The following is a 14102-nucleotide window of genomic DNA, read 5'->3' as shown; positions in this document are numbered from 1 at the left end:
CCGCGCACGTGCGGGGCGGGAGGCAAGGGAGGCAGCGGTGCGGCAGAACGCGCGGGACGGGGCGGACGCCTGCCCGGAGGCGGCACCGCCCGGGCCGCCCTCCGGCGGCACCTTGGACCGGCGCACGCTGCGCGCCGAGACGCTGCTCGTCCTGGCGCTCTCGCTCGGGGCCAGCGCGGTGTCCGCGCTGATCAGCTTCATCGGCTCGGTCACCCGGTCCGGCGCTCTGAAGCACCAGGCCGCCACCCTGAACCCCTCGCACGCCCCCGGCCGGCCCTGGCTCGACCTCGCCTGGCAGCTCTTCGGCATCGCCACCGCGCTCGTGCCCGTCTTCCTGGTGGCCCATCTGCTGCTGCGGGAGGGGCCCGGCCTTCGGGTCATCGGCTTCGACCGTTCGCGCCCCGGCTCCGACCTCGGCCGGGGCGCGGCCGTCGCCGCGGCCATCGGCGGCACCGGCCTGTTCTTCTACCTCGCCGCACGGGCGGCCGGCGCCAATCTGACCGTGGTGCCCGAGTCGCTGCCCGGCGTCTGGTGGAAGATCCCCGTACTGATCGCCTCCGCCGTGCAGAACGCCGTGCTGGAGGAGGTCGTGGTCGTCGGCTATCAGCAGCGCCGTCTCGGGCAACTTGGCTGGACGCCCACGGCCGCGCTCGTCGCGAGCGCGCTGCTGCGCGGCTCCTACCACCTCTACCAGGGCATCGGCGGGCTCATCGGGAACATGGCGATGGGCGTGGTCTTCATCCTGCTCTACCGGCGGTGGGGGCGGGTCGGGCCGCTGGTCGCCGCGCACGCGCTCATCGACGTCGTGGCGTTCGTCGGCTACGCGCTGCTCGCGGGCAAGGTGGGCTGGCTGCCCACCGCCTGATGAACCGGCGCGGGTGCGGGGTCATGTCGTGGTCATGTGCAGGGCGGGTGATAGCCGACGACGTCGCCGACGTTGCGGCGCCACTCCTCGCGCGTGAGCGTCTTGCCGGTGACGGCACAGATCCGGTCGATGGCATGGTCGACGTCCATGTCCCACATGCGTGTCGTCCAGTCCTCGCCCCCTGTGGCCAGGGCACGCCCGTCGGGGCTGAACCTCGCAGAGGTGACGGTGTCGATGTGGCCTGTCAACGGCCGCCCCAAAGGGCGGCCCCGGCCGGATCGGAGATGTTCCACAGGCGTACGGTGTGGTCCCGGCTGCGGTGGCCAGCATGTGTCCGTCGGGGTGTGCGACATCCCGCGAGTTCCCCTGAGCCCCGCTGATTCTCTGGGCCCGTGGCCAGGGGGTTCTTCCTCCTTCGTGTGCTCTGCCGGCTTGTGACGTAACTTCGGGATTCTTGAAGCGTTCTCACCTCGTCCGACCGAGTTGCAGTCGGGTCGCAGGTGAGGAGGCTCGGGTTGGCGGCGCTGGCAGTCGTACGGGACCTGCGTGAGCACTGGGCGCCCGCGTCGGCGGAGGAACTGCAGTCGATGCCACTGAACGTGCTGCCACCCGCGCTGTTCTACGAGCGCATGCCCTCCCGCAACTCCACGAATGGATCACGCAGGCGATCGCTGCCGACGAGACCTGGCAACTGACTCCTCACCAGCACTGCTGGCGGCTCACCGACGGCCACCTCACCCACCGCGACGAAGCGTGAACCGAGTCCGGACGGCCCGCTGTCGGCGTACAGGCGAGCGAACGTGCCCAGGAGGGTACGGATGAACATGCTCAAGGGGGCGGCGTGTCGCAGTAGGGGCAAAGGTCTGTGGGACAACGCTTTGACCAACCGCCCGTCGGTGGGCGCGACGGCCCTCAGGAGGCTCCGCCGCATGCTTGTGCTCGGGCGCTCGCAGGTCGAGGCCCTCATCGACATGGACGCGCTGATCGACGCCTTGGCCCCGGCCATGGCGGACCTCAGCGCGGGCCGCGCCTCGGCACCGGACCGGATCGCGGCGCTCGTGCCCGAACGGGAGGGCTTCCTTGCGGCCATGCCGGGATACGTGCCGTCGACCGGTGTACTCATGACCAAGCTGGTCTCCCTCTTCCCGCGCAATGCCGGGACGCCGCTGCCGACCCATCAAGCGGTCATCGTCGTGTTCGATCCGGCCACCGGCGCCCCTTCCGCACTGCTGGACGGTACGGCCATCACCGCAGCACGGACCGGTGCCTGTTCGGCGCTGTCGGCGCGACTGCTGGCGCGCGAGGACGCCACGGTGCTGGCAGTCCTGGGCACCGGAGTGCAGGCCCGGTCCCACGTCCGCGCGATGTGCCGCGTCCGCCCCATCGGCGAGGTCCGGGTCGCCGGCCGAGATCCGGCAAAAGCGGCCGCCCTCGCCGCTGAGCTGTCGTCCGAGCTGGACGCCGAAGTGCGGGCGGTGACCCCCGTCGAGGCGCTCGACGGCGCGCACATCGCCGCGGCGACCACGCATGCCCTCGAACCGGTGGTCCGTCGCCCCTGGCTGACTCCTGGGGTGCACGTCACCTCGGTGGGCTACAACCCGGCCGGCCGTGAGATCGACGACGCCACGATCGCCGATGCGCTGGTATGCGTCGAATCACGGCACGCCGCGTTGGCCCCCTTCCCAGCGGGCAGCAACGACTTGCTGATGCCCATCCGACACGGCGTCATCACGGCCGAGCACGTGCACGCCGAGCTGGGCGAACTCGTCTCCGGTAATAAGCCGGGCCGCACTTCCCCTGACCAGATCACCTTGTACAAGTCGGTTGGGGTGGCCGTCCAGGACGCCGTCGCCGCCGCACTGGTCGTCACCGCCGCCCGCGTGCAGTCGGTCGGCGAGGAAATCACATTGGTGTAATGCCGACGTTCGACCCGCTCATGTCCGCCAAGCGGTGACCGTAGGGCGAACTCGTGGCACACCGCTCGGCTGAGCACACTCGCTCGTACACGACTGAGCACATCAACGTGTACGCCGACACGCGCACACCCCCGCATCAGCGAGGTCACACGCGCGGGTTCACAGCCAACCCAAGGGCCGCACCGGGGAATCAGGACACCCGACCCTCGGGTCCCCGCCGAGAAACCTTCAGTTCCCCTGAACTCACGGGGCTCCTGGGGGTCGATACTGGTAGGGGTCGGTGATCAAGTGACCTGCAAGCGAAGGCTGGCGCTGCCTCCGATTACTGTGGGTATCTGTCAGGGGGCGGCCTCAGGTAGCGCTTTGTACTGCAGTGTCGGGATCGACGCCTCGGTGCCGTAGCCGCGCACGGACCCTCTCCCACCGCTCGGCGGGCAGCTGCCACCCGATCGCCGATCCGGTGTCGCTTGCGGAGAAGGAGACTCCTGATCTCGTCGGCCCCCAGATCTCTGCGGAGATGGTGTGCGGCACGAGGGTGATGAACCATTCGCGCTGCCGTTCGTCCGTCAGGTCCAGGACGACGGTGGTTTCCCCTTCCCGAGCCCCCGTCGCGCTGGCGATGGCGGTGAGGGCGGCCTGGGCATCCGGAGGCCAGGGGAGGTCGGAAATGAGGTCAATGTCCGTCGAAGTCGCGTCAGGTGCCACCTCCCGGATCACCTCTTCCACCACTGTCCGCGCTGTTTCGGGGGCGGTGCCTTCCAGAAGGAGGAGGTCAAGCGGACGTGGCCTCTGGCCATCGAGGCTTCCAAAGGGCTGCGCGAATTTGGTGAGTGCGCGCGTGAGGGAGCGTTTGGCGGACATCGGGCTGTTGTCTCCTCCGGTGAGGTTCTGCGTGGATCGTTTCATCGGTTGTGGTTGCCGGGTGCGTAGTTCTTCCAGGGGGCTCCGGCTTCGGTGGCGATGCGGGTGGTGCTCTTGTCGTGGTAGCCGAGGGCTTGGGCGATGACAGGGGCCGGGGCCTGGAGGACGAGCTGGCGGATGGCGGGGGTGCGGCCTTTCTCGACAGAGATGCCGAGTTCGCGAAGTGCGTCGTGCAGGGTGGCGGGGTTCATGGGCTGGCTCGCCCGGTGGCCGGGGAAGAGCCAGTACGAGTTCTGGTTGATGGCGGGGGTGCTGGCGGGCAGGTCCTGGAGGTAGTCGAGCAGGAGGTCGGCGACCGGCTCGGGCACCGGGGTGGGCGGGTCGCCGAGCCGGAGTGCAACGTGCGAGCCGTCGCGGAGGACATCGTCGGCCGTCATGCGGACGATCCGGCTGACCGGCTGGGCGAACAGCAGGACCAGACAGGCGGCGACCCGAACTCTCAGCGAGGTGGTGCCGTCGGCGAGGACCCCTTGCAGGGCAGTGACGCGTTGGTGCTGGCCCATTGGCTGGGGGTTGGTGGTCGGGCGGTTCGGGATGGTCAGCCGCGGCATCCGGTGGCTGGCCATGCACCATCGCAAGAACGCCTGTGCGGGTCGTCGGGTGGCGTATTTCTCTGCGTGCCAGGCATCGAGGTCAGTCTGGGTGCAGGCGTCCAGCGTGACGTCGCGGGCGGCAAGCCAGATCAGGAAGGCGCCGGCCTGGGTGGTCTGCTGGCGGCATTCTTGCGTCGTGCTGGTTCCCAGCGGCCCTTTGGCCGCCTTGGCGCGGAGCTTGCGCAGCTGGTGCCAGGTGGAGAAGTGCTGGAGCAGTCGGGCGTGTTCGGCGTCGACGGTGGCAGCCAGGCGCTGGGCGAGCCACCGCTCGAACAGCAGGACGCCGCTGTCCATGAGCAGGTCACGCAGGTAGGCGGCGGTCCGCCAGTTCGGCAGGGCCTGGATGGCCTCGTGTGTGAGCGGCACTTTTCCAGTGGCGAGGTCTCGCATCAGGACCGGGACTTGTGGGTTGCGGAGCCAGATCAGCCGACTCTTCGGGCGATCCAGGCTCACCAGCAGCTGGTGCAGCGGGATCAACAGCGGGTGGATGCGGCCGGTGCCGTCGTCCAAGAGGGCGGTGAGCTGGTCTGAGAGGGTGCAGCGTTCACAGAGCCGGCCCCCAAGAAGCAGGCCCTCGAAGCTGCAGCGGTCGCAGAAGAAATCGCGACTGATATCCGCGCAGTCCCGGCAGATGGCGGTCCCTGCTGCGTCCCGCCCGGGAAGGAGCCGTTCGGTGTCGCAGACAGGGCAGCGGCCCCGTTCCCTCATGGCCCGCTCATAGCAGGTGCGGCAGATGGGGCCGTCTGACCAGTTCGCAGACTTGGCGGCCTGACGGCCGCAGCGTGCGCAAGTGCGTATGTGCCACCGCTCGTACTTCTCGCGGCTGTCGTAGGCCGGGCTCACGAGTCGGGGGTGATCCGGGCGCGCTTGGGCCGGATGGTGGCCGCCAGGTCAACCACGTCGGCTCCGCCCGAGGCGGCGGAGCGACGTGAGGCGACGTTCTCGGCCCGGGTGGCGATCAGGTCGGTGGGGGTGACCTCAAGGATGTCGCAGAGTGCGGCCAGGACCGGCAGGGAGAGCCGTTCGGGAGTCTGGGTAACCAGGCGCCAAACCTGCACCGAGGACAGCTCGATGCCGCGTTCGACGAGTAGAGGAGACAGGTCGGAGGCGGCGAAGATACCGCGGGTGGCCATCACCTCGCGCAGCCGCCACTGGTAGCTGACCTGGCGTTTCATCAAGCCCTCCTTGCCGGCCGCAGAGCGGCCTGCATCGTCGCGTCCAACGCTCTCCGCAGGGTGCGGGTGCGGAAGTCAGAGGACACGCAGGTGTAGATCGCGGTCGTGGATGCGTGTTCGTGCCCCACCTGTTCCTGGACAAACCTGGCGTCCATGCCCGTCTCGATCAGGTGGGTGACGTAGGACCTGTGGAAGGAGTGAAAGTCCAGGCCGTCGTCCAGGCCGAGGGAGTCCCGGTTGGCGTTGAAACGGGCGCTCATCTGGGAGAAGCCGACCTGGGCTGAATGCTCCGACGGCCACAGAGCTCCAGAGCTGGCAGTGGGGAACAGCGGGCGGACTTCCTCGTTCCACTGCTGGAGGATCTCCGCTGACCAGTCGAAGACAGTCAGTACGCTGCGACGCTTGGGCGGTGAGCCCTTCTTCGCCTTCCCATGGCGGACGTAGAGGACGCCGTACTCGCCGAACTCGGGCCCTTCGGGGTTGCGCCCGAAGTCAACCGAGTCCAGCATCCGCGTCTCGTTGCGCCGCAGGCCGAAGGCGTACGCGGTCTTGAACAGCATCGCGTCGCGGAAGGCGGGCAGCCAGCCCTTGCGGCCCCGACCGCGGACCTTGCCGACCTGGTCGTCGGCGTGGTCGAAGAATGCCTGCAACTCCTGCCGAGTGAAAGCCCGTTTGCTGGGGTCTGCCTCGGCTTCCTCCACGTGCACCGCGGTGTTCCACTCGTGCACCACCTGAATCGGGTGGGCGCCGAAACGCTCCTCGCAGGTCGCCGCCCATCCGTAGGCCGGGTCGGTGATGAAGGAGCAGAAGGCCCGGACCGAGCCCTGGTAGTTGCGCAGCGTGGAACGGCGCAGGTGTCGCACCGACCGCAGATCGCCCAGCCACTCGTCGACCATCTGCGGCCACCAGGCCCAGGGAAACGTGTCCGCGTGCCGGGGGAATGCTCGTACTACCTTCTCCCGGCCTTCGATCGTGGAGAACGCCAGGTTCCGCGCGAGCTGCTGATTGCGCCAGCCGTCCAGCATGGCCGTGAACACCTGCTCGTCCGGCCGCAGCAGCGGCAGGTCACCGACCAGATGCAGCCCAACCGCCCCCGGCGCGAGCCTGTTTCCACCCACGAATTACTACCCTCCGCCGCCTACATCAGACGAAGGAATCTTTCATTAGATGAAATCGCCTGGCAAGCGCCCAGCTCAGAAGGCGAGCGACCTCGCATTGGGTCCGCCTCAAGTGGCTCGGCAAGTGGTCCCGCAGCAGCTCACGCAAGGAGCTGACCAGTACAGAGAGGCCAAGCCGCCGCCAATATGCGGTTCAACCGCAGTGTTGCATCGAATGAATTGGCGGCCACTTGGAACATCGGAACGAAAACCGGCGCTAAGGATCTGTCGGTCCTGGTGGGCGACTGACGGAGCGCCGGGGACTGGATCCGTCTGAAGTCGTCCCACGGGTTACGCCCTATTACCTGCGCCGTAGCTGATCAGGACCTGCGGCGACGTCCGCGGGGCCGTGCACGAAACGGCCCTGTTATCTGTGGCAAGGGGGAAGCGGTGCCCGCCGTCGTACGACTGCCCGGCGGGGAGGCGCTGACCGTCCGCACGGCGGCCGACGTGGAGCTGGACCTGGCGGGCTGTCGTGCCCCGGTGGAGGCGAAGGGCGCCTGGCCTCGTACCCGGCGTCGTGGCGCCCCGCGCGAGGGCTTCGTGCTGGAGCCCGTCTTCTGGGACGCCCGCGCCGCTCGCCTGCTGCCCCGCCTGATCAACGGGTGTACACGCGGGCCGGTGTACGTCACCCACCGCAAACCGGGCCCCGGCAAGGTCGTCAGTCCGCGTGACATCTGTCCGGACACCGGGCTCGCGCGATTGTCGTACGGGCAGGCCCGTGCCCTGCTCGACGCCCATACCGCGCTCGTCGGCGGTCCCGGCACGGGCTGGGACCTACACGAATGGCGCCACTCCGGGCTCGCCCATCTCGGCGAGGCCGGGGCCAGCCCGCCGATGCTCATGGCCAGGTCACGGCACAAGAAGCCGGAGAACGTGCGGCGCTACTTCCACCCCTCGGCGGAGTCGATCCCCGAGGTCACCAGCCTGCTTGCCCCTGGAGACGGTCGGCGCTGACCTTGTCAGCGGCAGTCAAGTAGAGCGGGGCTGAGCTGTATCAAGTCCCCTGCGTACCGAGCCGGGTTGATCGGCCGACCAACTCTGAAGCGGATATTGCGAAGTTTACGCTTCAGATCTACGGCGCGCGCATGCGACCGAAGCACAAGCCTGACCAGATCACCGACCTGTCACGGTTGAGGGCGTTCATGAACCCGCTGCGGATGCAGCTGTACCGGTTGCTGTACGCCGCGGGCACCGCGACCGCCTCTCAACTCGCCGAGCATGTCGACGAGACGCCTTCGCTGGTCAGTTACCACCTGCGCAAACTGGCCGAGCACGGCTTCGTGACTCAGGCGAGCGGTGAGAGCACCGACGGCCGCGAGCGTTGGTGGCAGGTGGCGTCCGAGGAGGGCTGGGGCTTTCGCGACTCGGACTTCGCAGACACTCCGGAGGGCGCCGCCGCCGTGGGCGCGGTGACCCGAGGGATCTTCGACACCCGCGTCGCCCAGTACCGCGCGTATCTCGACCAGAAGTCCGCCTGGGGGAAGACGTGGACTGACGCCGCCTTCAGCTCAGAGTGGCTGCTCGACCTCACCCCCGCCGAACTCGAAGCGATGAGCGACGAGCTTGAGGCGTTGGCCCGGCGCTGGCGGGAGCGCGGCAAGGCCGCCAAGGCTGCCGGCGACACCGAGGACCGCGAGCACGTGTCCGTGCACCTCTACGGCTTCCCCTTCCGGCCCTGACCCGGCCATATCCCGACGTACTGGAGCCTGCCATGGCCACCTCAGAGACAGCCCTGCCCGAACGCGCCGCCACACCGGCCCACAGGGACGGCAACGTGCTGCGCTGGCTCACCGCGTACGCCGCCTCTCTCATCGGCGACAGCGTGTACTTCGTCGCCCTGGGCTGGTCCGCCCAGAAGGCCGCCGGCCCTACCGAAGTCGGCCTCGTCATGGCCTCAGGAGCGTTACCACGCGCGTTACTCATGCTCGGCGGGGGTGTGGTGGTCGACCGGTTCGACCCCCGTCGGGTGATTCTCGGCAGTGACGCGCTGCGCCGTCTCCTGATCCTGGCGGTCGCCGCAGCCATCGCATCGACGACACCGGCCCTGTGGATCCTGGTGGCCGTGGCGCTCGTCTTCGGTGCCGTGGACGCGTTGTTCGTACCCGCTGTCGGTGCCCTCCCGCCGCTCATCACCAGCCCTGACCAGCTGGCCCGGGTCACCGGCATGCGTTCGCTGTCGATGCGCCTCAGCCAGATCGCTGGCCCGCCGATCGGCGGCCTGGCCATGGGGCTCGGTGGACCTGCGGCCGCGTTCACCGTGGCCGGCCTGTTCATCGCCCTGTCGTTACCACTTCTGCTGACAACACGGATACGGTCGCTCGGGGCACGCGAGGCCGAGAAGCCGGAGCCCGGCACCGTGTGGCAGGACCTGCACGACGGTCTGCGCTACATCCGCCGCCACCGACTCATCGGCCCGCTCGTGGTCGCCGGCGCCATCTGCGAACTCGGGCTCGCCGGCACCCTCAACGTCGGCATGGTGCTCCTCAACGCCGAGCGCGGCTGGGGCCCTTCCGGCTACGGCTGGATCGTCAGCAGCTTCAGTGCAGGAGCTGCGGCCAGCGCCTCGCTGCTCGCCATCGCCGGTTGGCTGCCCCGCGCCGGCCTGATGCTGGCCGGGACACTGCTCGTGGGCTGTGCGGGCGCAGCGGCCATCGCACTGGTGCCCACTCTCTGGCTCGCCGCGGTAGTGGCCGCGGTCATCGGACTGAACGCGGGTGTCTTCAGCAGTCTGGACCACGCCCTCATACAGACCGCGGCGGACCCGGCCTGTCTCGGCCGGGTCACCTCCGTCGTCATGCTCACCATGGTGGGTCTCGCGCCCCTCAGCTATCCGCTGGTCGGTGCTGCCATCGGAGTCTGGGGATCCGCTCCGGTGTTCGTCGGCTGCGGCGTCTTCGCCGGCCTGGGCGTCGTCATCGCCCTGGCATCCAGTGCGGTGCGGTACGCCGAACTTCCCCGGCAAGGCGTGACCGCCTGAACAACCCGACCACATCGCGCCGCCCATGATGGCCACGGCGAGAGACGGGCCACGTCCTCGTCACGGACATGGAAGCCGTCCGCGCGCAGCTGGTTCACCGCTGCGTCCATATACCTGGTCTTGAACAGCACGAGCGCGTTCAGAACCAGGCCAGGGCACCGATCTGGTCCTCCATGCCGAGGTTCGCAATCTCCTCCGCCCGCTGAAGCGCCCACTGCATCTGGGGCCCGGAGATCCGCACGGGCCCTCGCCGCAGCCGGTCCAGCTCTGACACCCGCCCGCCAGGCGGCACCGTCAGCGGCAAGCGAGGACCGCTCGCTGCCCGGTGCTCAGCAGCCCGTACAGCGTGTCCCACAGCCGCTGGTTCGCTGCCTCCCGCACAGAGGCGACCAGACGGGCCAGCGTCGTCACCCCGGGCAGCAGCACCCGCCGCTCGCGCAACCACCCCACCGCCGCATCGAACAGCGCCTTCGGCCCCACCCCGGTCATCCATGCCCGCGCGTCCGCCCATACCCGCAGCTCGGCCTCCGCCTGGGAGAACTCCGTGTACTCCAGCACCTGCCGCAGCTCACGCACGTGATCCAGCCGGGTGTTCTCCCGCTCGCCGTACTCCTTCAGCACCGACGCGTCCGCGATGCCGAGCTGCTCGGCGAAGTGGTCCGCGACCTCCGCAGGGATATCCGTCGGGTCGTCCAGGAACACCCCGAGGCAGCGCACGGTCGTCAGCTGGGCAGCGAACCTGAGTCGGTTGTGGAACCGCCGCTTCGGTTCGCTCGGCGCGCGGTCCGCATCGTCCAGAAAGAAGAACCGCTCCAGTTCGGCGCGCACCGGTGCCCCGTCGTACACCGCATACCTTGCGGCCTGCTCATCCGTCAGAAACTTGACCAACGCTCCGGACCTCCAGACAGTCAGTGGTCAACACGACTGCCGAAGGCTCCGTCTCCACCAAAGCCCGGGTCAAAGCGCTCTCGGACGTGCCATGCGCACCGACCGCGCCTCCAGCAATTCCCCCTCGATCACCCGGGGGCGATCGGGATGGACGCGGGACCACAGCGACGCCAGCCCGGCGGTTGCCTTCGCCCACCCGTCGGTGACCAGCAGCGTCACCGCGGTCGAGGCGGCCGTCGATGTCAAGGCCGGTATCTCCGCGTCCACCCGGAACCCCCTCCGTTCGGCCAATGGCGCGACCACGTTGGCCCCATGGGCTTACAGATGGGTCCGATTGACACCTACTCCGCACACACGACACCGTCGATGACGGTGACGGCGGTGCCGGTCAGCAGGGTGCGCTCGCCCCGCAGGCCCGTTCGGACCAGGCCCGTGCGGGCGGAGGCCTGGAGCCCGGTGAGGTCGTCGCGGCCCAGGCGGGCGGACCAGAAAGGGGCCAGTGCGGTGTGCGCGCTGCCGGTGACCGGGTCCTCGTCGATGCCGACGTTGGGGAAGAAGCAGCGCGAGACGTAGTCGTGGCCGAGGGAGGGGTCCTCGGCCGCTGCGGTGGCGATGATGCCCCGGCGCGAGTGCCGGCCGCGCGCCCGGATGTCCGGCGCGAGGGCGCGCACCGTCTTCTCGTCGGCCAGTTCGACGAGGAGGTCGCCGATGTGACGGCCCGTGTCGTGCACCGACAGGGGCACCGCGCCGAGGGCCTCGGCGACCCCTTCGGGCATGGCCACCGGGGTCAGCGGCGATGTCGGGAAGTCCAGCGTGATCGAGCCGTCGTCGTGCGCGGTCGCGGACAGCACGCCGCAGCGGGCGGCGAACCGTACCGTGCCGGTCGCGGTGCCGGTGGTGTGCAGGACGTGCGCGGTGGCGAGCGTGGCGTGGCCGCACATGTCCACCTCGGTGGCCGGGGTGAACCAGCGCAGCGCCCAGTCGGCCTCCCCGCCGGCCGGGAGCCGGTGGGCGAAGGCGGTCTCGGAGAGATTGACCTCGGCGGCGATCCGCTGCAGCCGCGTGTCGTCGGGGAACGAGTCGGAGTCCAGGAGCACGACCCCCGCCGGGTTGCCGGCGAAGGGGCGGTCGGTGAAGGCGTCGACGATTCGGATGCGCATGACAAGACGTTAGGCCGCGGCCCGCGCGGCCCGCCACGGCCAATCTCCGGGGCGTGGACCGGGATTTCGCGGTACCTGTCCCGTGCCACCGAACCTTGATCGTGTGCCATCGAACCTTGACGGACGCGAGTTTGTGTCATCGAAGTTTGATCACGCCTGGTCAGGGACTCGGCAGGGCTGACGCCACGCGTCGGAGGGTGAACTCCCCGAGCCTCGGGCCGATTGCCGGGTCCGACGTCCGCACAGGGGCTCACATCCCGGCGACCTGCGGTTACGCCGATCAAACTTCGATGGCACGGGAACCCCCGCCGATCGTGGCGGCGGAGACTCCTCACGGGCGGGAACCAAGGGGCGGGCGGTTCTACCTCTCGGGCACCACGTTCTCCGCCTGCGGACCCTTGGGACCCTGGGTGACGTCGTACGTAACACGCATGTTCTCTTCCAAGGACTTGTAGCCACTTACCGCAATAACGGAGAAATGCACGAACACGTCAGGGCCGCCGTCGTCCTGCGAGATGAAACCGAACCCCTTATCCGCGTTGAACCACTTCACCGTGCCAGCTGCCATGAGTGCAGATCCTTACCTGAGGTGCCACGCGGGCTGCGGTGCACAGCTGATCCAATACTCCCCACCTGCCCTTTGTGCCACACACTCGGAGCGCCGCGAAAGCGACCCGCCCAGATCACTCACGGGCCGCCCGCGGCGGGCGGCGCCGCCCCCAGACTTCGATGTCACACGCTCAAGGTTCGTTGACACAGGACACTTGTCGAGTCGGTCACCTCGCGCGGTGCCGGTCTGGCGTCGTGCACCGCCACCCGTCCTGGAGCCAGCCGCTTACCGCCGCCTTCAGCGCCGTGACGCTCATGGTCGTTCTCGTCGGCCTGGCCCTCGCCCGGTGATCGGATCGGCGTACCGCGGCGAACGGCGGATCCGAGGGGGGCTTGGACCCCCGCCACCGTGCCGGCGCCGTGTCCCGCAGCCGGACGGGCGTGGAAGGCCGGCTGCGGGAGCCGCTGGTCACGCTGAGGCTTCGCCGGCCGGCTCATCGACTGGACCGGCCAGCAGATGGCATCGTCACCGCCCACACAGACTGCTACAAAACGACCCCCACGACCACTCACAGTTCCCTGAGGTGCATTCGCATTCCTGGCAGGATTCCGGGTCGGTTTGGCTCGACAGCAATCCGGCGCTAATCCCGAAGTAGGCAAACACCTCGAAGATATCCGAGAGCGAGAGAGTCGACATCAACGGCCTGTAGCATCCGCCAGCGACGCCTCCATGGGCGAATCTGAGGCTCCCGGCAAACGCTTCGAAGTCCGTTGCGGCAAGCCTCGCTACGGCGTTGTTGCCAGCCGCACGAAGTTGCCGCAGGTCATCCAGGTTGCGCACTATCCAATCGGCTTCGCTAGCCGCTAGGTCGCGCAGCTCCTTGCCAGTTTTGGCGAGTCGCGAGTAGTCAATTTTCTCAATCTTCACGGTCAATTCCTCTTTCCATGGTTCCCGCACTGAAGTGCCAGGCTTTCTTTGTCGAGCCTGGCCACTAGGCGCCGCCTTGCCGGTTATCGGGCGCACCGGCCTTGACTTTCGCAGGCGCCTTTGTGTGCCTTTTTTCCACTCCAGCACGCGCCGGGACGGCCAGCAACTGGTCGCCTTGCGCAACCAGGGCTCCGTCGTTCTCGCGGCACCTCCCGCCAACCCGGCTACCCATCAGTAATGGAGGCGGGGCGGTCGATTGGGGGGTCAGGGACTCGGCAGGGCTGACGTGGCACGGGACAGTACCCACAGGCCGCCGAGGGCTTGTCGCAAGAACTTCACCGATATATCGTTGACGCATCGCGACAGATCTCTGAAGATCTCTGCAGATCTCCCTTGGGAGGGGTGTCATGAGGAACCATCGCGGTCACGAGCACTGCAGGTCCGGCCGGCGCGGCGTTTCCGGCGAGTTCGGTGGCTACGGGGGAGCCGGGGAGCGCCGCGCCTTCGGGGCGTTCGGGCCGCCCTTCGGGGGGCCGCCCTTCGGCGGACGGGGGCGCGGCGGACGTGGAGGCCGGGCCCGGCGCGGCGACGTGCGGGCGTCGATCCTGGCGCTGCTGCGGGACCGGTCGATGCACGGCTACGAGATGATCCAGGAGATCGCCGAGCGCAGCGGCGGCACCTGGAGGCCGAGCCCCGGCTCCGTCTACCCGACGCTCCAGCTGCTGGAGGACGAAGGGCTGATCACCAGTGCGAGCGAGGGCGGCAAGAAGCTGTTCACGCTCACCGACGCGGGCCGCGCGGAGGCCGAGGTCGGGGCGGAGGCCCCCTGGGTCGAGGCCGGGCGCGGGATCGATCCCGAGACGCTGCACGAGATACGGCAGGCCGGCGTCGGCTTCATAGAGGCGTTCTGGCAGGTCTGGCGGGCCGGCAGCGCCGAGCAGCGCCAGAAGGCCCTGACCGTCGTCGGCGA

Annotated in this window: 15 protein-coding genes and 2 pseudogenes; 7 read left to right on the top strand and 10 right to left on the bottom strand. The window is 68.8% G+C overall.

Annotation, left to right across the window (positions count from 1 at the left end; translation table 11 throughout):
* Positions 1-112 precede the first annotated feature (112 nt).
* Positions 113-865 carry a CPBP family intramembrane glutamic endopeptidase gene (locus AB0K09_RS06310; protein WP_366064139.1) on the top strand — a complete coding sequence of 251 codons (753 nt, stop codon included), beginning with the start codon at positions 113-115 and terminating at the stop codon, positions 863-865.
* A gap of 32 nt (positions 866-897) precedes the next feature.
* Here AB0K09_RS06310 and AB0K09_RS06305 read toward each other — a convergent pair whose 3' ends face one another.
* Positions 898-1113 carry a WD40 repeat domain-containing protein gene (locus AB0K09_RS06305; protein ID WP_366064123.1) on the bottom strand — a complete coding sequence of 72 codons (216 nt, stop codon included), beginning with the start codon at positions 1111-1113 and terminating at the stop codon, positions 898-900.
* A gap of 267 nt (positions 1114-1380) precedes the next feature.
* Here AB0K09_RS06305 and AB0K09_RS06300 point away from each other — a divergent pair, with 267 nt between their 5' ends.
* Together AB0K09_RS06300 and AB0K09_RS06295 are read left to right on the top strand one after the other, a co-directional pair.
* Complete coding sequence (locus AB0K09_RS06300) at positions 1381-1560, top strand: hypothetical protein (RefSeq protein WP_366064122.1); 180 nt, start codon at positions 1381-1383, stop codon at positions 1558-1560.
* Between the two features lie 234 nt (positions 1561-1794).
* Entirely contained in the window at positions 1795-2781 is a 987-nt protein-coding gene (locus tag AB0K09_RS06295; RefSeq protein ID WP_366064138.1) for an ornithine cyclodeaminase family protein, read from the top strand.
* A 351-nt stretch (positions 2782-3132) separates the two neighbouring features.
* Here AB0K09_RS06295 and AB0K09_RS06290 read toward each other — a convergent pair whose 3' ends face one another.
* The 4 genes from AB0K09_RS06290 to AB0K09_RS06275 form a co-directional block, all read right to left on the bottom strand.
* Positions 3133-3642: a hypothetical protein gene (locus AB0K09_RS06290; protein WP_366064121.1), complete on the bottom strand. Its 510-nt coding sequence runs from the start codon at positions 3640-3642 to the stop codon at positions 3133-3135.
* Positions 3643-3683: 41 nt separating this feature from the next.
* Complete coding sequence (locus tag AB0K09_RS06285; protein ID WP_366064120.1) at positions 3684-4805, bottom strand: hypothetical protein; 1122 nt, start codon at positions 4803-4805, stop codon at positions 3684-3686.
* Between the two features lie 329 nt (positions 4806-5134).
* A complete protein-coding gene (locus AB0K09_RS06280) occupies positions 5135-5470 on the bottom strand; it encodes a helix-turn-helix transcriptional regulator (RefSeq protein WP_366064119.1) in 336 nt (111 codons plus the stop codon).
* Positions 5470-6588 carry a site-specific integrase gene (locus tag AB0K09_RS06275; protein WP_366064118.1) on the bottom strand — a complete coding sequence of 373 codons (1119 nt, stop codon included), beginning with the start codon at positions 6586-6588 and terminating at the stop codon, positions 5470-5472. Before AB0K09_RS06275 ends, AB0K09_RS06280 begins: the two co-directional genes overlap by 1 nt.
* Before the next feature lie 492 nt (positions 6589-7080).
* Between AB0K09_RS06275 and AB0K09_RS06270 the strand changes: the two are divergent.
* The 3 genes and pseudogenes from AB0K09_RS06270 to AB0K09_RS06260 all read left to right on the top strand — a co-directional run.
* A pseudogene (locus tag AB0K09_RS06270) lies at positions 7081-7584 on the top strand (site-specific integrase); the annotation flags it as partial.
* A 131-nt stretch (positions 7585-7715) separates the two neighbouring features.
* The gene (locus AB0K09_RS06265) at positions 7716-8309 is read left to right on the top strand and encodes a helix-turn-helix domain-containing protein (RefSeq protein ID WP_366064117.1); all 594 of its coding nucleotides are present in this window, start codon (positions 7716-7718) and stop codon (positions 8307-8309) included.
* 32 nt (positions 8310-8341) lie between these two features.
* Positions 8342-9607, top strand: coding sequence for an MFS transporter (locus AB0K09_RS06260; RefSeq protein ID WP_366064116.1), 1266 nt, complete (start codon positions 8342-8344; stop codon positions 9605-9607).
* Positions 9608-9779: 172 nt separating this feature from the next.
* On the opposite strand, the pseudogene AB0K09_RS06255 reads toward AB0K09_RS06260, so the two are convergent.
* The 5 genes and pseudogenes from AB0K09_RS06255 to AB0K09_RS06235 form a co-directional block, all read right to left on the bottom strand.
* Positions 9780-10495, bottom strand: a pseudogene (locus tag AB0K09_RS06255) (DUF4158 domain-containing protein); the annotation flags it as partial.
* A 69-nt stretch (positions 10496-10564) separates the two neighbouring features.
* Positions 10565-10762, bottom strand: a complete 198-nt coding sequence (locus tag AB0K09_RS06250; protein ID WP_366064115.1) for a hypothetical protein — start codon at positions 10760-10762, stop codon at positions 10565-10567.
* A gap of 74 nt (positions 10763-10836) precedes the next feature.
* Positions 10837-11655, bottom strand: coding sequence for a PhzF family phenazine biosynthesis protein (locus tag AB0K09_RS06245; protein WP_366064114.1), 819 nt, complete (start codon positions 11653-11655; stop codon positions 10837-10839).
* Positions 11656-12016: 361 nt separating this feature from the next.
* Complete coding sequence (locus AB0K09_RS06240; RefSeq protein ID WP_366064113.1) at positions 12017-12223, bottom strand: cold-shock protein; 207 nt, start codon at positions 12221-12223, stop codon at positions 12017-12019.
* 507 nt (positions 12224-12730) lie between these two features.
* Positions 12731-13132 (bottom strand): hypothetical protein, encoded by a 402-nt coding sequence (locus tag AB0K09_RS06235; protein ID WP_366064112.1) that lies wholly within the window; start codon positions 13130-13132, stop codon positions 12731-12733.
* Positions 13133-13539: 407 nt separating this feature from the next.
* Between AB0K09_RS06235 and AB0K09_RS06230 the strand changes: the two genes are divergently transcribed.
* A partial coding sequence (locus AB0K09_RS06230; RefSeq protein WP_366064111.1) for a PadR family transcriptional regulator occupies positions 13540-14102 on the top strand: 563 nt, incomplete at its 3' end.

The organism is Streptomyces sp. NPDC049577 (assembly GCF_040675635.1).
Taxonomy (GTDB): domain Bacteria; phylum Actinomycetota; class Actinomycetes; order Streptomycetales; family Streptomycetaceae; genus Streptomyces.
This window is presented reverse-complemented; position numbering and strand designations above follow the sequence as displayed.

Bases quoted from the DNA above. Each gene is read 5' to 3' on its own strand.
- AB0K09_RS06290 (WP_366064121.1), bottom strand. From the start codon at position 3,642: ATGTCCGCCAAACGCTCCCTCACGCGCGCACTCACCAAATTCGCGCAG.
- AB0K09_RS06240 (WP_366064113.1), bottom strand. From the start codon at position 12,223: ATGGCAGCTGGCACGGTGAAGTGGTTCAACGCGGATAAGGGGTTCGGT.
- AB0K09_RS06245 (WP_366064114.1), bottom strand. From the start codon at position 11,655: ATGCGCATCCGAATCGTCGACGCCTTCACCGACCGCCCCTTCGCCGGC.
- AB0K09_RS06295 (WP_366064138.1), top strand. From the start codon at position 1,795: ATGCTTGTGCTCGGGCGCTCGCAGGTCGAGGCCCTCATCGACATGGAC.
- AB0K09_RS06280 (WP_366064119.1), bottom strand. From the start codon at position 5,470: ATGAAACGCCAGGTCAGCTACCAGTGGCGGCTGCGCGAGGTGATGGCC.
- AB0K09_RS06265 (WP_366064117.1), top strand. From the start codon at position 7,716: ATGCGACCGAAGCACAAGCCTGACCAGATCACCGACCTGTCACGGTTG.
- AB0K09_RS06260 (WP_366064116.1), top strand. From the start codon at position 8,342: ATGGCCACCTCAGAGACAGCCCTGCCCGAACGCGCCGCCACACCGGCC.